Consider the following 18,983-nt stretch of genomic DNA (forward strand, 5'->3'; position numbering starts at 1 on the left):
GCTTATTCAAGCATGGCTGCAGTGGCGACCGTCCTAAATCCCGTATGTTCCAATGAGGAATCCATACTGGAGCCCATCCTGGCGGAAATGCGATAGCTAGCGCAATAAGATGCGCTACATAAAAAGGAACCCCCTTTTATAACCCTTTCTTTTGCCAATGGATTATTTGGAGTAAACGGGGCTTTGGCACCTTGTGGATTTCTTTGAACCATGCCCGAAGCTTTGGCCTCCTTATAATAATTTGTATTATACCAATCACTGGTCCATTCCCAAACATTGCCGGCCATGTCATATAGCCCATAATCATTGGGGGGATAGGACTTCACAGGAGCCCTCAATTCAAAGCCATCGGCTTTTGTATTCGTAACGGGAAATTCCCCTTCCCACGTATTGGCTCGGTCCTTTAGAACCGTAATATCATCGCCCCAAAAGAAGGTGGTTCCGACTTGTCCGGCCCTGGCGGCCAGTTCCCATTCCGCCTCGGTAGGTAGGCGTCTACCGGCCCATTCGCAATAGGCCATGGCATCCTCAAAGGAAATCTGAACCACGGGATAGTCGTCTTTACCTACAATGGAACTACCGGGACCATTGGGGTGTTTCCAATCCGCACCAATGGTCCAATTCCACCATTGTGAAAAATCATACAGATTGGGTACCGATGTTTTCGTTTTTTTAAAGGTAAGTGCCCCGGGCTGCAAAACCGAGTCATGGGGTTTCTCCGTGCCCTCCGGCACCTGTTTTTTTAACTCCTCCCAATCTATGGCTCTTTCGGCGGTCGTAATGTATCCCGTTTCGGAGACGAAATTATTGAATTGGGCATTGGTGACCTCTGTAACATCCATAAAAAAACCATCCACCACCACATCAATGGCAGGTTTCTCGTGCTGCATGGCCATCTTGTCCTGGGGTACGGCCCCTTGTTTCAGTTCCCCGCCGGGTATCCAGACCATACCTTCCGGTGTAGGAATATTTTCAGGTTTTTCTACCAGAATGCTTGCCGTTGTTACGGCGATAGGGGTAGGTTCATTTTCAGTTTTTGGACTTTCTGTAGGCTTTTTTACCTCCTCTTTGCATCCTATAAGAACTAGTGCGATTACTATAGGGATATAAACTTTGAAGAATTTTTGCATCCTAAATGTATTAACCTTCCGTAAAACTACATATTCTACAGCGGGATGACAATAGCACTACCTTATTAGATCGAACAAAAAACACCTGGACAGGCCAGGTGTTTTTTTATGCTATTTTCAATGAAACCCTAATGGAGGGGTTTGTTGCTGTAAGTTAAATACCTCTACAAAAGAAAATGTTTAAATATCAAGATATTAACCTAATTTTAAACGTGTTAACTATTAGTTTCCTTTCTTGTAATCTTCCAAGAATTTGGCCAAACCACTATCTGTTAAAGGGTGCTTTAAAAGTCCTTTTATAGCGGATAATGGGCCCGTCATCACATCTGCACCGATTTTCGCACAATCCAAAACGTGCATTACGTGACGCACGGATGCGGCCAGAATTTCCGTTTCAAAGCCATAGTTGTCGTAAATCAATCGGATATCCGAAATCAGTCCAAGTCCGTCCGTGGAGATATCGTCCAACCTTCCAATGAATGGCGAAACGTAGGTAGCTCCTGCTTTGGCGGCCAATAATGCCTGTCCGGCAGAAAAAACCAACGTTACATTGGTTTTGATTCCCTTATCGGAAAAATACTTACAGGCCTTTACACCATCGGCGATCATGGGCAGTTTCACCACTATCTGCGAGTTCAAGGCCGCCAACTTCTCCCCTTCTTCGACCATTCCGTCAAAATCTGTGGAAATGACTTCCGCGCTCACATGTCCGTCCACCAAATCACAGATTTTTTGGTAGTGGTTAAGGATGTTCTCTTTTCCTGTAATGCCTTCTTTGGCCATTAGGGAGGGATTGGTAGTAACACCATCCAGTACCCCCATATCCTGGGCCTCTTTAATTTCGTCGAGGTTTGCCGTATCTATAAAAAATTTCATCGTTCGTTGTTTTATTTGTTTAAAAAATCTATCACCTCAGTATACACTTGATCTCCCGTAAATCCAAATTTTTCGTCCAAAACTGTTGCCGGAGCGGAATATCCAAAGTGGTCAAGCCCGAAAACCTTGCCATTTGGCCCTGCCAAACCTTCTAGGTTTACGGGCAAGCCGGCAGTAAGTCCAAAAACGGGCTTATTACTTGGAATCACTTTTTCCTGGTATTCCTTTGACTGTTGTCTAAAAATACCTTCGGATGGTATGGAGGCTATATTCACCTTAAGCCCTTTCTTTTCCTCCAACAGTTTGGAAGCGTCCATTAAGGTAGAAACCTCGGAACCATTGGCTATTAGAATTACATCCGGGTCCTTGGATTCCTTGACCAAATACCCGCCTTTTTCCGCACCAAGAGCAGCTTCATAGCGACTACCGGACTGCGCAGCAACGTCCTTGATATTCTGTCTGGATAAAATAAGCCCCGTGGGCGTCTTTTTGTTCTCCATGGCCATTTTCCAAGCAACGTTGGTCTCTTGCGAATCCGCCGGACGCAAGGCCATAAAGCTTTGCGCATGACTGTGGTTCTTCAATTTTTCCAATAATCGTATCTGGGCCTCCTGTTCAATGGGTTGGTGCGTTGGACCATCTTCTCCTACCCTAAAAGCATCGTGGGTCCAAACATACTTGACAGGTAATTCCTGAATCGCACTCAAACGTATGGCAGGCTTCATATAATCCGAGAATACGAAGAATGTTGCCACAACGGGTATAACGCCTCCATGTAATGCAATTCCGTTGGCAACGGCGGCCATGGTAAGTTCGGCTACTCCGGCCTGTAGAAAGGCCCCGGAGAAATCCCCATTTTTAAGAATGGTCGTCTTTTTTAGGAAACCATCCGTTTTATCGCTGTTGGACAGATCCGCAGAGGAAACGATCATGTTCTCCACGTTCTCGGCCAAATATGCCAACACATTCGAGGATGCAGCCCTGGTAGCCTGACCCTCATTTTGGGCTATGGAACCAAAATCCAGTTCTGGTAACTTACCGTCAAAAAAGCTATCCAATTTACTGGAAAGCTCCATATTTTCTGACCTCCAGGCATCGATTTCCTTTTTCTTGGCATGTGCAGCGGCTCTTTTTCTTCCAAGGACATCCTCATAGAACTCGGCCACGTTCTTGAAAATCTCAAACGGATTTTCAACATCGGCACCCAAGTTTTTCAAGGTCATTTCATAATCCGCCCCGGTGTCACCAATAGGTTTTCCATGCAGTTCCGTATGACCTTCGTAAGGCGCACCATCAGCGGTAACACAGCCTTTGCCCATAATGGTCCTACCAATTATTAAGGTAGGTTTCTCCGTTTCCGCATTGGCATCGGCTAGGGCCTTTCTGATTTGGTCATGGTCATGACCATCAATAGTTACCACTTTCCACCCCCATGCTTCGTATTTCTTGGCGGTATCTTCCGAGGTTACCTCATCAGTCTTCGAAGATAGCTGAACATCGTTTGCATCGTAGAACATAATGAAATTGTTCAAGCCCAAATGCCCTGCCAAACGGCCAGCTCCCTGGGATATTTCCTCTTGAACACCACCGTCAGAAATAAATCCATATACCTTATGGTTCATCCAATCCCCAAAACGGGCTTGTAGAAACTTGGCCGCAATAGCAGCACCAACGCCCATGGTATGTCCCTGACCTAGTGGTCCTGAAGTATTTTCAACCCCTCTTGCCACATCAACTTCGGGGTGGCCGGGAGTCACTGAACCCCACTGTCTAAAATTGGCAATATCCTCTTTCTTATAGTTTCCCAGCAAATAGTATTGGGCATACATCAAGGTAGATAAGTGACCCGCATCCATGAAGAAGCGATCACGGAACGGCCAATGCATATCGGCAGGGTCATAATTAAAGAATTCGGAGTACAGAATATGCATAAAATCGGCCCCGCCCATGGGTCCGCCCGGATGTCCGGAATTTGCCTTTTCTACCATGGCTACGGCCAGCGCCCTAATGTTGTCCGCTGCCAATTGATCAATTTCCTGGTTCATGTATTAAAAGGTTGTTTGAATTTTACTTGTTGCTTTTAAACTTCTCGCCCCAAATATACCCCATTTGGAGCGCTATTTAAAATTAATATGGCAGATATAACAAATATTATGTGTATTATATACATTTAAAAAGAAGGATTCTTTACCAGTATTCTCATTGGTCGCTTTTGTGCAACTATTTGAACATAAAAAAACCCACGAAAGTGGGTTTAGTATTCTGTTCCAAAATGTGGTGCTATTGTTGTGCCATCTCCAAGTTGATGGTCAAATCGATTTCACTACCAATTGCGGCACTGGCTTCACCAACTCCAAATTCGGTTCTATCTAGCGTACCGGTCAATTTGAGTCCGGCCTTAAGCTTTTGGCTTCGTTGATCGGTGATGACACCGTTGACCTTTCCCTCTAGTGTAACTGGTTTTGTAACTCCGTGCATGGTAAGGTCTCCCATCATTATAAAGGTATTATCACCTGTTTTTTCAACGGATGTTGTCTTAAAAGTCATTGTGGGATGGGCTTCTACGTCAAAAAAGTCGGCACTTTTTAAATGTCCGTCCCTTCTTTCATTGTCGGTATCAACACTAGCGGTATTGATAGAAACTTCAAAGGATGGGTCCATGAACGAATCTCCTGCAGTGGCGGAAATTTCGAATTCGTCAAAATTGCCATCCACCTCGGATATTAGTAAGTGGGTAACCGCAAAACCAATTTTTGAGTGTGCCTTGTCCGCGGTCCAAGTTGATTGGGCACCAACAGCCCAGCTAGAAAGAAGTATTAATAGGAATAGTTTGTTTTTCATAATGTTCTAAAATTTAGTTGTTTGTATAGATGGGTAAGACCACAAAGGAATCGAATGGTTTAATATGAATATGTTAAATGTTTCATAATTAAATAGTATGCTATTCGACTAGTATTCAGTTTTTTAAACCCTTGCCACATCTAACCGAACAAAATACCTCCCACAACAGGAATTACCGTTTTAAAATCATAACTTTAGAAGCGATCGTAAAGAATAATTCCAGGAATGAATGACATTTCGGTCCAATAAAATTTTCTTTTGCGGTATTTGTAAATGGGTTTGTTTTTTATAAAACCTCAAAGAAATTATTGTCGACCAATTGAAATTTGTATCCAACGTAAACCATGAGAAAAATTAGACCCTTCCTTTTCGTATTTTTTATCTGTATGTCATTGACCTTTGCACAGCGTGATTTTAGTGATGTGGCCATAACCTCGGAAAAACTCACCGAAAACGTTTACGTACTTTTTGGTGCCGGAGGCAATATAGGACTGGCCATTGGTGAGGATGCCGCCTATCTCATCGACGACCAATTTAGTCCCCTGACCGAAAAGATCGTGGCGCATGTTCAAACGATTACGGACAAACCTATAAATTTCGTACTGAATACCCATGTGCACGGTGACCACACGGGCGGTAACGAAAACTTGGCCAATGCCGGAGCCATGATCATTGCCCACGAGAACGTGCGCAAGCGGATGATTGAAGCCGATGAACCCAGACCCCAAGAGGCGTGGCCCGTAGTTACTTTTAACGATAAAATGACCTTATACCTTAAAAACGACAGAAGCGTCCACGCCATGCATGTGAATCCTGCCCACACGGACGGTGACACCTATTATTACTTTCCACAGGACAATGTCATCCATATGGGCGACAATTTTTTTAGCGGACGCTACCCCTACATTGACTTAAGTTCTGGGGGCGATATCGATGGGTTGATATCCAACACCACTATGGCCTTGGAACTTATTGATGAAGAAACCAAAATCATACCCGGCCATGGTTCCGTTTCCTCTAAGGCCGAATTAAAGGAATATACGGAAATTTTGAGTATCTTAAGGGAACGTATCATAGCGGCCAGAAGTGCTGGGAAATCTTTGGAGGAGGTCCAAAAAATGGGAATTTCCAAAGAATGGGACGAATCCCACGGACAAGGCTTTATCAATGCGGACCGGATTGTTGAATTCATTTATAAATCTGCCGATTAAAAACTTAGTAATATGAAAGAGCTACGAAAAGAAGACATCAAACAGGAGGTATTTGACCTATATGACGATTACGCCCATAACCGGGTAAGCAGAAGGTTGTTCATTGACAAACTTTCCACCTACGCCGTGGGTGGTATTACGGTATCCTCCTTGTTGAGTTTTATATCTCCGGATTACGTTAAGAAAATTCAGATACAGGCCGATGACCCCAATTTAAAATCGGAATACATCCATTACGACTCGCCCAAAGGAGGTGGTTCCATCAAGGCCTTGCTTTCAAGACCGGCTGATGCAAAAGAACAACTCCCCGGTATCGTAGTCGTTCACGAAAACAGGGGGCTGAATCCGCATATTGAAGATGTGGGCAGACGCGCCGGACTGGCCGGATTCATTTCCGTTGCCCCCGATGCCCTTACCCCCCTAGGGGGCTATCCCGGCAATGACGACGATGGCAGGGAGCTGCAGCGGAAGCGGGATAGGGACGAAATGCTGGAGGACTTCATCGCGGCCTTCGAATACCTCAAAAACCATCCGGAATGTAATGGTAACGTGGGTGTCGTAGGATTTTGTTTTGGCGGATGGATTTCAAATATGATGGCCGTTAAGGTTCCGGACCTTGGTGCCGCTGTACCCTTTTACGGAGGTCAGCCTACGGAGGATATCGATAAAATAAATGCTCCCTTGCTACTGCATTTTGGCGAATTGGACAAACGGGTCAATGAAGGTTGGCCTGTATATGAAGCAGCACTTAAGGAACATGGAAAGCAGTACGAAGCCTATATGTACGAAAACGCCAATCACGGCTTTCATAATGACACTACCCCAAGATATGACCGGGAAGCCGCTGAGTTGGCCTGGAAAAGAACGATAGAGTTCTTTAAAAAGAAATTGTCCTAAGATACCCTCGCAATATCTACGGACACTTTAAGCTTGCTTTTTCCGCTTCCATAGACCACTCCTTTTAAGGGAGGTACGTCATAGTAATCCCTGCCCCAACCCACCACAATATGCTGGTCCTTGGGGATTTGGTTGTTCGTTGGGTCAAAATCAACCCATCCAAAACCGGGAATGAAGATGGAGAACCAAGCATGCGAAGCATCGGCACCCACTAACTTTTCCTTACCAGGTGGTGGTAATGTTTCAATATACCCGCTCACATAGCGTGCAGGCAGCCCCACTGATCGGATGCAGGCGATGGCAATTTGCGCGAAATCCTGACAGACCCCCTTTTTTTCTTTCATGACCTCTTCCACCGGTGTAGAGATACTGGTGAAGCCGGACACAAAATCGAAATCGGTATAAATACGCTGCATCAGCTCATGGGCGGCATCAAAAACGGACCGGTTTGCTTGAAATGAAAGCTCCGCATATTCCCTAATATTTTTATCGGTACGCCTAATAAATATGGATTCCAGTACAAACTGTTTCGCCTCCATGGTGGCAGGGTCATTTTCGTTCATGGCATTGAGCGCCTGGGTCATGGTAATACTTCTACAGGCATCGGAAAAGAACGAATCATGTATGGTCCCATAGTGCCTAATAATCTTGCTCTTGGTCATAACCTTGAGGGTATCGTGCTCCGCTTGTATGGAAAATCGGGTTATATAATTTCCGAAAAAATCCAATCGCTCCGTGATCTCAGCAGGTTTGGGGCTAATGTTTATTTTATAGTCCAACAATTCCTGTCCGTCAGATTTTCGTGGCCTCAGCGTGGCGATATTATGGCAGTAATTGACCGGGGCATTGTATTTAAATGTGGTGATATGAGTAACGTTAAAGATCATGCTTAAATGGGAAATGACTGGGTGAACATTTGCGTCTGTCTATCCGTGTGGTTGAAATAGGTGCTCGTTAAGGATTGGGAAGTTTTATATAACAGATCGGAAAGCTCCCCGAGAAGACTGTCCAAATCCTCCCTGACCACATCGTTCTTGGATCTTGTCATGCATAATTTGTTCGATTCCGATAGCCGTAACTTGGAAAATGCGCTGAAAACATATTTCTGGTAGCTGGTAAGCTGTTGGTCCTTTCTGGAATGTGGCAACCGAGCGATATCCTTTTGAAGTCTTTTGATCATGAACGTGAGGGACCTTGCATATTCCACGTCCAAGATCACCAAATCCAGCACATGTTCCAATTGTATATGTGACCGATAACTGTATCTGTAAATATTCAAACTTTCATGACTCGTAAGCAGATACTCCAATAAATCATACTCTACCTGCGATTCATATTTTACGGCCAACAAGGAACGGCATTTGGATATGGTCAACATACTTTGTTCCAATTGCAGACCTATGAAATAAAGTAAAAGTCCTTGCTGTACCATGATACTTTCCTCGATAAGTCCCATAAAGGCGATTAAGCGGGTAATCAGTTGGTTCAGGACTTTTAGAATTTTTAGAATGGACGGATTCTCGTCCTCCAAAAAGCCCTGCCATAGTTTTTGGATGTTCTCAAAGACCCGCCACATGTCCGAAGACCACAGGTTGCGAATGGAATAGTAGGAATTACTGAACATTCCAATAGTATGGGCCAAACTACCCACCCTGTTTTTGTCCCGAATAACAGAAAGCATTTCCTCATAGGGACTGTCCATGGCCGGATTGCCATCCTTGTTTTTTTCGGCAAAGCCGGGATAGGTGCCCGTTAAATGGGTAACGGTCTTTAAAAGTACTTGTAGTTTTAGGGCTTCCGGCTTTTCATCCCTGTTCTGCACCATGGCCAACTGACGCATTACCGTTCTTATAAATCGGGCACTTACGAGGGTTCTACCCACATAACGGCCGGCCCAATATAGGTTTTCGGCCGTAAGGCTTGGCAAATCGTCCAGACCGGATATGGCTATAGCCGATTTCTGTTCCCAATTTTTATTTTTATCCTCCTTAACCACTTGGTCCTCAACCACCCAAAAATCCTTGCTTGTACCTCCCCTTTGATTGGAAACCCGTACGGTCCTACTGTCCGGTGCTACCCGTACCAATCCGCCGGGCATGACACTGTAGTGGTCGCCCGATGCAATGGAAAAAGCCCGCGTCACCACGTTTCTAGGCTCCAGGATGTTTCCCGATAGATTGGGCGCCGTAGAGAAATTGATTTGTTCTTGGGCCACGAACCTATAGGGCCGCTCCAATATTTGTGCTTTTAAGGACTCCAATTCGCTATCGCTCAAAAACTTGCCGAAATAAATGCTCTCCCTATTGGTGCGGTCTATGCGCTTGACCACCAAATTGGAGAGGTTATTTAGTACGTAGTTCTTCTCCTTTTCCTGCCCGCACCACCAGGAAGCAATTTGCGGAAGTATTAGATCTTCGTTTAAAAAGTATTTGGAAATGGCATGCATGAAGGGAATCAAACCGGGGTTTTCAATGACCCCGCTGCCTACAGGGTTAATGACGGATACATTTTTTCTTCGGACTACATCCAACAATCCTGCAACCCCTAGGTGCGAATCCTCCCGCAGTTCCAAGGGGTCCGAAAAGGCATCATCGACCCTACGCAATACCACATCAATCTTTTTGAGGCCCTGTAAGGACTTCATCCAAAGGAATCCATCGCGCACCACTAAATCATTACCCTGCACGAGTGGGTACCCTAAAAAAGATGCCATGTAGGCGTGTTCAAAATAGGTTTCGTTATGTGATCCTGGGGTAAGGATTACAATATTTGGGTTGTCCTTTTTTCCAGGTGCGGCATGTATCAACATCTGATGGAACTCCTTAAAAAAGGTGGACAATCGGGTCACGTTCATTTTGGAGTACATCTCCGGAAGAATCCTACTTGTGGTGGACCGGTTTTCCAATGCATAGCCCATACCGGAAGGGGCCTCGGTCCTATCGTTCACCACCCAAAGACGACCGTCCGTTCCACGGGCCAAATCGGCCGCATAAATTGAAAGGAGTTTTTCCGTAGTATATTCGATTCCGGCACACTGGCGCAAAAACCCCCTGTGACCGTAGATTATTTCGTGCGGTATGATGCCGTCCTTGATCAATCTTCGTTCCCCATAGGCATCCTTCAGTGCAAGGTTCAACAACTCCGCCCGTTGCTTTAGTCCGGCCTCCACATTTTGCCATTCGTTCCGGTGCATGACCAAGGGAACTACATTCAGGTTCCATGGCCTGTGCATTCCCTGCGGGTCATTGTATACGTTATAGGTGACCCCATTTTCCAAGAGCAACCAATCGATATCCTTTTGGCGTCCGGAAAGTCCGTTTTCTCCTAATTTATCAAAGCCCGTGAACAGCTTTTTCCAATAGGTCTTTACATCATTATTTGCGGTGAACAACTCGTCGTTCCCAAACTTTGTTTCATAGGTATTTAACCAGCTCGCCTTCGTAGTTGTGGACATTAAAATCTGCTAATTACTTCTTTCTTAAATCCGTTACATGCGGATATTCCGGATTTATAGGTATCTCTTTGTATGCAAATGTATTAGAAGCCGACTTAGGTTGTACCATTCTACCAGCAAAATTTGATGAAGGAACGACTTCCATCGGTACAACTTCACCTTGGGTATGGCCAAACTCCCAAAAACGGTTAATTCTTCTAGATTCCGCCTCATAACTATTTACCGGATAGGTATCGTAGGAACGGCCTCCCGGATGCGAAACAAAATAGGTACAGCCCCCAATCGATTTTTTGTTCCAGTCATCCACAATATCAAAAACCAAGGGTGTATCCACACCAATGGTGGGATGCAAGGCTGACCAAGGTTGCCATGCCTTGAACCGTACCCCAGCCACATATTCCCCTTTGGTTCCCGTTGGGCTCAGTTCCACCTTGATTCCGTTGCACGTTAAGGTATAACGTTGTTCCGTAAAGTTTTTCAATTTTACCTGTACCCGTTCCAAGGAGGAATCCACATACCGCGCCGTTCCCCTTCCGGACATCTCTTCGCCCAGGACATTCCAGGGCTCAATGGCCATGCGTAGCTCCAATTGCATCCCGTTGATCTCAACCATGCCATACAGGGGAAATCTAAATTCAAAAAATGGGTCGAACCAATCCAATTTAAAGGGATATCCCGCCTCGTTCAACTGCCCCACTACATCCCTAATATCCTCTTTTACATAGTGTTCCAAAAGGAATTTGTCATGCAGTTCCGTGCCCCAACGTACCAAGTCATGTTTATACGGTTTTTTCCAGAACCAGGAGACCAAGGTGCGTACCAATAATATTTGCATCAGGCTCATTTGGGCGTGTGGCGGCATGTCAAAGGCCCTAAGTTCCAGAATGCCCAACCGCCCAGAAGAAGAATCGGGCGAGTATAGTTTATCGATACAGAACTCGGCCCTGTGGGTATTTCCTGTGATATCAGTTAACAAATGCCTAAAGAGTCGGTCCGTCAACCAAAAAGGAACTTCCTTGTCCTCCGGGATTTGCGAAAAGGCGATTTCCAATTCGTACAAATTCTCCAAACGCGCCTCATCAACACGGGGCGCCTGACTCGTAGGTCCAATAAACGCTCCTGAAAACAGGTATGAAAGCCCGGGATGGTGCTGCCAAAAGGTAAGCAAGCTGCGCAACAATTGCGGGTTTCGCAACAACGGACTGTCGCCGGGCGTGGGTCCGCCAAGGGTGACGTGGTTTCCACCGCCTGTACCGGTGTGCTTGCCGTCCAACATGAATTTTTCAGTACCTAGGCGCGATTTTTTCGCTTCCTCGTAGAGTTTAAGGGTATTTTCGGTCAGTTCCTTCCAATTGTTGGCAGGATGCACGTTCACCTCAATAACGCCCGGATCCGGGGTAACTTTTAAAACTTCCAATCGGTTGTCCCTTGGAGGTTCATAACCTTCCAGAATAACGGGCACTTGAAGCTCCTTGGCCGTTGCCTCGATACTGGCCACCAAATCCAAGAAATCATCGGCACTGTCCAAGGGAGGCAGGAATAAAAACAATTTATCCTCCCGTACTTCGGCGCAAATGGCGGTACGAACGTACGGATGTTTTTTATCGGAATTTATTACATCACTTTTCAACCGTTCATTCAAATCTGAGGCATACGGTTTTAGATGTGGTTTGGCCTCGAACAATTCCGGTTCTGCCGTGGGTTCCGAGGGTATCTCCGGATTTTTGGGCAGGGATTCCAACGGCAAACGCAGTCCTATGGGCGAATTCCCGGGACTTAAAAAGAGATGTGTTCCCCGAAATTTCCACGGATTTGTAATCCACCGATTCCCTTTTTTACTCAATGGCAATACATGCCCAACACTTTTCCCGACACCCTGTTCCAGCACTTCGCCCAATTTCTTACGTAAGGCAGAATCCTTTTCGTTGTATTTCTTTGGGTCGATATCCACGGGTAGTTTCCGTTCCTCCCACAAAAAGTAAAAGGCATCCTCGTAAGCCGGGATAATGGAATCATCAGGACACTTCAAATAGGTAGTAAGGGTTTTTAGAAATTTGGAGGTAATATCATTCGGCAGCTCATATTTTTTGGTGAAGGATGCCAATAAATCGGGTTCCTTCCAAATGGTATCGCCGTCCTTTCGCCAATGTACCCCGATCAACCATCTTGGCAGGGCTTCGCCGGGATACCATTTTCCCTGCGCATGGTGCAACATGCCTCCTTTGCCAAAAGTTTCCAATAATCTGACCGAGAGGGAACTGGCCAATTGACGTTTATGCGCACCATCCGCAGCGGTATTCCATTCCTCGGATTCCATGTCGTCTATGGATACAAAAGTGGGCTCCCCACCCATCGTGAGCCGTACATCGTTTTCCTGCAATTCTTCCTCAACGGCAAAACCTAGATTGTAAATGGCCTGCCACTGATCTTCCGTATACGGTTTAGTAACGCGGGGGGATTCAAAAATTCGGGTTACGGAATTCTCGAACTCGAATTGGGTTTCGCAGGGATCAGTGAGTCCATATACCGGAGCGGCACTTTCAAAGGATGGCGTACAGGCCAGTGGGATATGTCCTTCCCCCGCCAACAGGCCGGACGTGGCATCCAAGCCTATCCAGCCAGCACCGGGGAGATATACCTCTGCCCAGGCGTGCAGATCGGTGAAATCCTCTTCGGGACCGGACGGACCGTCCAAGGATTTTTCATCGGCTTTCAACTGTACCAAATACCCCGAAACGAACCGGGCCGCAAGGCCCAAATGCCTAAGGGTCTGTACCAATAACCAGGCAAAATCCCTACAGGAACCCAATTTTCTGGCCAAGGTTTCCTCGCAGGTCTGGACGCCCGGTTCCATACGGATCGTATAGTTCAAATACTTGTAAAGGCCTTGATTGAGACTCGTTAAAAAATCGATACTGCGTCTGGGTGTTTTGTCTATTTTGGATAACCATTCCTGTAACAGGGGCCCTTGTTCCGTAATTTCAAGATAGGGCAACAGTTCCTTTTTCAGTTCGGGTTTATAGGTGAAAGGAAAATTCTCCACCGATTCCTCCACGAAAAAATCGAAGGGATTGATGGTCTTCATATCGGCAATGATTTCCACATCAATGGAAAGTTCGTCCGTTTTTTCAGGAAAGACCAAACGGGCCAAATAATTTCCAAAGGGATCCTGTTGCCAATTGAAAAAATGGTTTTCCGGCTTTATTTTGATCGAATACGCCTCAATGGGTGTTCTGCTATGCGGAGCCGGTCGCAGTCTAAATATGTGGGGGGACAGATTGACCCTTCTATCGTATTTGTATCGGGTGTAATGTTTAATCGCTACTTTTAAAGCCATATACTTTTAAATTTCAAGCCTAACTAAGATAAAAACTTAATTCCCAATTACAGATTTTTAGAAAGGTTTCCATTCTATTTTTATCCAAATCATAGTTCTTGGGATTATTTTTGAATTAATCATAATTTGTAACCCAGAACTAAATAAGTTAAATCAATACTTACTAAAGGAAAGAACCGATCTTGATTTCATAGTGCGAATTGCTATCTTGTGATTATCAACGTAGGATCTAATTCTAGATTTGAAACCTTTTGACAGTGGAAACATATGTGAAATAACCCTTAAATAGTACCATTCGTGAAAATAAAATTAGCCCTTGCGATAATCGCCTTTTCAACTTCAATACTAAGTTTCTCCCAAGAACCAGACTGGGAAAAACTATACAAGGAATCCCAAAAAACAGAAGTGTATGAACCCGTTCCTCCCAAAGTGGATGCCGGGAAATGCTACGGCGAGCCACCGTCCGATGCGGTTGTACTTTTTGACGGAACCGATTTAGAAAAGTGGACCTATGACAACCCTGAAAATTCCGAAACTTGGAAGGTGGAAAACGGCATTATGACCGTCAATAAAAAAGCAGGTAGTCTCACGACGAGAGACAGCTACTTGGATTACCAATTGCATTTGGAATACCGAATCCCTGAGAATATTACGGGCGAAGGCCAAAGCAGGGGCAATAGCGGAATTTTCCTAGCCTATCTGGGACTTGATGAAACCGGGTTGTTCGAGGACGGGTATGAAATACAGATATTGGACAACTACGATAACGATACCTACGTCAATGGCCAGGTAGGGTCTATGTACAAACAATCCATTCCATTGGCCAATGCCGCCAGAAAACCCGGCGAGTGGCAGACCTATGACATCGTTTGGAAAGGCCCACGTTTTAATGAGGATGGCACACTAAAATCGGCCGCAAGTGTTACGGCATTACACAATGGGGTTTTGGTTCAGAACAATTACGAACTTAAGGGAATCACCCCTTGGATAGGCCCACCAAGCTATAGAAAACATGGCCCATCCCCTATCCGACTTCAGGCACATGGCGACCCCAGTGAACCGATAAGTTTTAGAAACATATGGCTCAGAGAGTTATAACATAAAAATATCCACTATTTCCTATGTCCGAACCGAGAAAACACCGTATCTACACCATGTCCTTCGCAGGCGTATATCCCCATTATATTGCCAAGGCCGAAAAAAAAGGGAGAACAAAAGAGGATGTGGACACTATAATTTTCTGGCTAACAGGTTATGATAGGGAAGCCTTGGCCAATATTATTGAGAACAAAACAAATTTTGAGACCTTTTTTGACGAGGCTCCCAAACTAAATCCCAATGTTTCCAAAATCACAGGTGTCATATGTGGATACCGCGTGGAGGAAATTGAGGACAAACTGTTGCAAAAAGTACGCTATCTGGATAAATTGGTGGATGAACTCGCCAAGGGTAAAGCCATGGACAAGATTTTGAGGAAATAGGGATATTGGGATGCGTGAACCGTTTTAGATTCATAGTTTTCCATAGAGAATGGGGTCGAATTTTAAATATCCGGCCGAAACCTCTGTAACAAAAGTTACCCAGATAACGGTTTATATAGTTTATTTTTGCAGTAAAATACACGGTATGTTCGGCAAAGGTTCCAAAATCTATAGTATTCTATTTTTAAAATGTCCTAGATGTCATGAAGGGGCTTTTCTAGAGGCGAACCCCTATAAATTGAGCAACTTCAATAAAGTGAAGGAGCATTGTCCTAAGTGCAATCTTAAGTACAGCATAGAGCCCAGTTTTTATTATGGCAGTATGTATGTTTCCTATGCCGTAGGCGTAGCGGTTGCCGTTGCGGTATATGTTCTAACGTTGCTCTTGGGTCTTGACCTGAGTATTTTGGGAATATTTGGGGCCATAGTGACCGTTTTGGTCCTGACCATGCCCTGGATTGCGGCCGTGTCAAAGTCGATCTGGGCAAATTTTTTCTTCAACTATAATAAGGAAATTGCCGATAAGGTTAAATAATCTCATCAATGATACAGGAACTTACAGAAAGTTATGGGTCGATTTTTGAAAAGGATCTCATTAATGAAATCGTACAGGTAGGTACCTTTAAAGAAGTCCCCGAAGGATACAAACTCATTGAAATTGGTGATTACATCAAGGGAATGCCACTCTTGATTTCAGGAGCCATCAAAATCCTAAGGGAGGACAATGATGGGGACGAGCTTCTGTTGTATTATTTGGAAAAAGGGGACACCTGCTCCATGACCTTGGCCTGCTGTATGGGAGATTCCAAAAGTGAAATCAGGGCCATTACGGAAACCGATAGCAAGCTTATTATGGTGCCCATGCAAAAAATGGAGGAATGGACCGTAAAATACAAGAGCTGGCGAAATTTTGTGTTCAACAGCTATCACGAAAGGCTGAACGAATTGTTGAGTACCTTAGACAGTATCGCATTCGATAAAATGGATGCCCGCTTGATCAGTTATCTCAAGGAAAAAGCTAGAATCAACAAGGGGGACATCATCAACAACACCCATCAAGAAATAGCCTACGAACTGCATAGCTCCAGGGTGGTGATTTCCAGATTGCTAAAAAAACTGGAACAGATGGGCTCCATTGAGCTGCATCGCAACTACATTAAAATTTTGGATTTGTAATCCTTTGTAACCAAAGTTACTGCAAGGCTTCTGTAGGTGCTATAGCTTCGCACCTGTAATTGTAAATGTTACATGGAAGTGCTACACATATTTGGTTACATCAGCGCGTTAATCATTGGAATATCCCTAGGTCTCATTGGCGGTGGAGGTTCCATTTTGGCCGTACCCGTACTGGCCTACCTATTTTCCGTAAATGAAAAAGTGGCCACGGCCTACTCCCTTTTTATTGTCGGGGCAAGTGCCCTGGTAGGCGGTTGGAAACAACATCTAAAAGGATATGTGGACTGGCGAACGGCGATTGTTTTTGGTATACCCGCTATTATAGGGGTAACCTTGGTAAGGCACTATCTCGTCCCCATTTTACCGGATGTTTTGTTTGAAATAGGTGATTTTCAGTTTACACGTCGCATGGGTATGTTCGGGTTGTTTGCAATCCTAATGATTCCTGCTGCATATTCCATGTTAAAAACAAAAAAGGAAGCCCCAAAGAAAGTGACTGGCGTTGTAAAATACAATTACCCCCTCATTTTGGCAGAAGGCTTGTTGGTTGGTGGTATCACTGGCCTAATTGGGGCCGGGGGCGGTTTTCTGATCATTCCAGCGCTCGTTATCTTGGCCAATGTAGAAATGAAGGTCGCCGTGGGAACCTCCTTGATCATTATTGCGGTAAAATCCTTAATGGGTTTCTTTTTGGGGGATGCGTTGACCATGGAAATCAACTGGTTTTTCCTTCTCATTTTTACAGGTCTTTCCTTTTTGGGAATCTTTATAGGAAGTTATATGGGCAACTTTATCGACGGTAATAAGCTGAAGAAAGGCTTCGGATATTTTATTCTGGTGATGGCCGTATTCATTTTTTACATGGAGTTCTTCACCCTTTCCTAGACGCGCATTTTTCAAGTTTTACTGCATTTTCCCTACCCCGACAATTTTTCGGCTTATGTAACAAAAGTCACTGTATCCTTTTTTGGGAATCCCTACTTTTAAAAAGTAAACCATTAAATATCAGCAATTATGAAAGTAGAACAGATCTATACAGGATGTTTGGCGCATGCCGCCTACTATATTGAAAGTAAAGGTGAAGCCGCCGTATTTGACCCCTTGCGGGAAGTTCAACCATATCTCGATAGGGCAAAAAAGGACAATGCCAAAATCAAATATGTCTTTGAGACCCATTTCCATGCAGACTTTGTAAGCGGTCACTTGGACCTTCAGAAAAAAGCCAATGCCAAGATCGTATTTGGACCGGGGGCAAAACCTGCCTACGAAGCCATTACCGCCGCCGACGGGCAAATTTTTGAAGTAGGCGATTACAAGGTAAAGGTTATCCATACCCCGGGCCATACCATGGAAAGTACCACCTATTTACTTATCGATGAAAAAGGAAACGAACACGGTATTATTACGGGCGATACCTTGTTTATTGGCGATGTGGGAAGACCCGATTTGGCCCAGCACGTAGTATCCGAACTGACCGAGGAAAAATTGGCGGGGCATTTGTTCGATTCCCTTCGAAACAAGATCATGCCCTTGAGCGATGGCCTAATCGTGTATCCCAACCATGGAGCCGGTTCCGCATGTGGTAAAATGATGAGCAAGGAAACCACGGATACCCTAGGGAACCAAAAAAAAGTAAACTACGCCCTCCGAGCCGATATGACCAAGGAGGAGTTCATAAAGGAATTGCTAACCGGACTTACCACACCACCGGGCTATTTCCCAAAGAACGTATTGATGAACATCAAGGGCTACGAAAGTTTGGATAATATAATGGACAGGGCCACAACCCCTTACTCGCCCCAAGCCTTTGAGGCCGTGGCCAATGAAACCGGGGCCCTGGTTTTGGACACGAGGGATGCGGCCGATTTTGCGAAGGGTTTTATCCCTAACAGCATCAACATTGGTCTGGAAGGAAGTTTTGCCCAATGGGTGGGCGAAATGATTCCGGATATCAAACAGGAAATTCTGTTGGTGACCTACGATGGAAAAGAGGAAGAGGCCATTACGCGCTTATCCAGGGTGGGCTATGACAACACCGTGGGCTTCCTGAAAGGTGGCTTTGAGGCCTGGAAAGAATCCGGTAAGGAATTTGAGATGGTCAACCGCATTTCGGCCACGGAACTGGAAAAAGCCATGAAAGATGAAAGACCTTTGATAATCGATGTTCGCAAAAAGAGCGAATTTGATTCGGAGCATTTGATCGGTGCGGTGAACATACCTTTAAATGAGATAAACCAACATTTGGCGGAATTTCCCAAGAACAGCACATTTGTGCTACACTGTGCGGGCGGTTATAGAAGTATGATTGCCGCATCCATACTGAAACAACGGGGATGGCAGGATTTTGCGGATGTAGAGGGAGGCTTCGCCGACCTTGCCAAAACGGCACTTCCAAAGTCGGAATACGTATGTCCGTCCACCATGTTATAATTCATTGAGAACCATGACAAAGCCCCTTTTATAGGGGCTTTTTGTTTGCGGCAAATGTAACCTTTGTTACCTATTTAGTAAATTACAATTAGTAATTTTGTCTTCAATTAAAAACTGTGTACCCATGAAATGAGCCATAACAAGTCTTGA

Annotated in this window: 15 protein-coding genes; 8 read left to right on the forward strand and 7 right to left on the reverse strand. The window is 44.9% G+C overall.

Annotated elements, in window-relative coordinates; all coding sequences use genetic code 11:
- Window positions 1-2 precede the first annotated feature (2 nt).
- The 4 genes from ACZ41C_RS01035 to ACZ41C_RS01050 all read right to left on the reverse strand — a co-directional run bounded on the left by ACZ41C_RS01035 (window position 3) and on the right by ACZ41C_RS01050 (window position 4,847).
- Window positions 3-1,130: a formylglycine-generating enzyme family protein gene (locus ACZ41C_RS01035; RefSeq protein ID WP_464563684.1), complete on the reverse strand. Its 1,128-nt coding sequence runs from the start codon at window positions 1,128-1,130 to the stop codon at window positions 3-5.
- Between the two features lie 222 nt (window positions 1,131-1,352).
- A complete protein-coding gene (gene fsa / locus ACZ41C_RS01040; RefSeq protein WP_464563686.1) occupies window positions 1,353-2,006 on the reverse strand; it encodes a fructose-6-phosphate aldolase in 654 nt (217 codons plus the stop codon).
- Between the two features lie 11 nt (window positions 2,007-2,017).
- Window positions 2,018-4,051: a transketolase family protein gene (locus ACZ41C_RS01045; protein ID WP_464563688.1), complete on the reverse strand. Its 2,034-nt coding sequence runs from the start codon at window positions 4,049-4,051 to the stop codon at window positions 2,018-2,020.
- A 235-nt stretch (window positions 4,052-4,286) separates the two neighbouring features.
- On the reverse strand, window positions 4,287-4,847 hold the full coding sequence (locus tag ACZ41C_RS01050) for a YceI family protein (RefSeq protein ID WP_464563690.1): 561 nt from the start codon (window positions 4,845-4,847) through the stop codon (window positions 4,287-4,289).
- 344 nt (window positions 4,848-5,191) lie between these two features.
- Here ACZ41C_RS01050 and ACZ41C_RS01055 point away from each other — a divergent pair, with 344 nt between their 5' ends.
- The gene (locus ACZ41C_RS01055; RefSeq protein ID WP_464563692.1) at window positions 5,192-6,058 is read left to right on the forward strand and encodes an MBL fold metallo-hydrolase; all 867 of its coding nucleotides are present in this window, start codon (window positions 5,192-5,194) and stop codon (window positions 6,056-6,058) included.
- Window positions 6,059-6,070: 12 nt separating this feature from the next.
- The gene (locus ACZ41C_RS01060) at window positions 6,071-6,955 is read left to right on the forward strand and encodes a dienelactone hydrolase family protein (RefSeq protein WP_464563694.1); all 885 of its coding nucleotides are present in this window, start codon (window positions 6,071-6,073) and stop codon (window positions 6,953-6,955) included.
- Here the strand turns inward: ACZ41C_RS01060 and ACZ41C_RS01065 are convergent.
- From ACZ41C_RS01065 to ACZ41C_RS01075, 3 genes are read right to left on the reverse strand one after another with little or no spacing between them, the layout of a single operon-like run.
- Window positions 6,952-7,842, reverse strand: a complete 891-nt coding sequence (locus ACZ41C_RS01065; RefSeq protein ID WP_464563696.1) for a transglutaminase family protein — start codon at window positions 7,840-7,842, stop codon at window positions 6,952-6,954. The two genes, ACZ41C_RS01060 and ACZ41C_RS01065, sit on opposite strands and share 4 nt — an antisense overlap.
- Window positions 7,843-7,844: 2 nt before the next feature.
- Window positions 7,845-10,409: a circularly permuted type 2 ATP-grasp protein gene (locus ACZ41C_RS01070; protein ID WP_464563698.1), complete on the reverse strand. Its 2,565-nt coding sequence runs from the start codon at window positions 10,407-10,409 to the stop codon at window positions 7,845-7,847.
- Between the two features lie 13 nt (window positions 10,410-10,422).
- Window positions 10,423-13,746, reverse strand: coding sequence for a transglutaminase family protein (locus ACZ41C_RS01075; protein ID WP_464563700.1), 3,324 nt, complete (start codon window positions 13,744-13,746; stop codon window positions 10,423-10,425).
- Between the two features lie 297 nt (window positions 13,747-14,043).
- On the opposite strand from ACZ41C_RS01075, the gene ACZ41C_RS01080 reads away from it, so the two are divergent.
- From ACZ41C_RS01080 to ACZ41C_RS01105, 6 genes are all read left to right on the forward strand, one after another.
- Window positions 14,044-14,844, forward strand: coding sequence for a 3-keto-disaccharide hydrolase (locus tag ACZ41C_RS01080; protein WP_464563702.1), 801 nt, complete (start codon window positions 14,044-14,046; stop codon window positions 14,842-14,844).
- Window positions 14,845-14,867: 23 nt separating this feature from the next.
- A complete protein-coding gene (locus tag ACZ41C_RS01085; protein WP_138258530.1) occupies window positions 14,868-15,227 on the forward strand; it encodes a DUF2200 domain-containing protein in 360 nt (119 codons plus the stop codon).
- A 145-nt stretch (window positions 15,228-15,372) separates the two neighbouring features.
- Entirely contained in the window at window positions 15,373-15,762 is a 390-nt protein-coding gene (locus tag ACZ41C_RS01090; protein ID WP_272637513.1) for a DUF983 domain-containing protein, read from the forward strand.
- Window positions 15,763-15,770: 8 nt separating this feature from the next.
- The gene (locus tag ACZ41C_RS01095; protein ID WP_138258532.1) at window positions 15,771-16,403 is read left to right on the forward strand and encodes a Crp/Fnr family transcriptional regulator; all 633 of its coding nucleotides are present in this window, start codon (window positions 15,771-15,773) and stop codon (window positions 16,401-16,403) included.
- 72 nt (window positions 16,404-16,475) lie between these two features.
- The gene (locus tag ACZ41C_RS01100; protein WP_464563705.1) at window positions 16,476-17,288 is read left to right on the forward strand and encodes a sulfite exporter TauE/SafE family protein; all 813 of its coding nucleotides are present in this window, start codon (window positions 16,476-16,478) and stop codon (window positions 17,286-17,288) included.
- 129 nt (window positions 17,289-17,417) lie between these two features.
- Window positions 17,418-18,833, forward strand: a complete 1,416-nt coding sequence (locus tag ACZ41C_RS01105) for an MBL fold metallo-hydrolase (RefSeq protein WP_464563707.1) — start codon at window positions 17,418-17,420, stop codon at window positions 18,831-18,833.
- Window positions 18,834-18,983 lie beyond the last annotated feature (150 nt).

The organism is Maribacter sp. C-4077 (assembly GCF_055378385.1).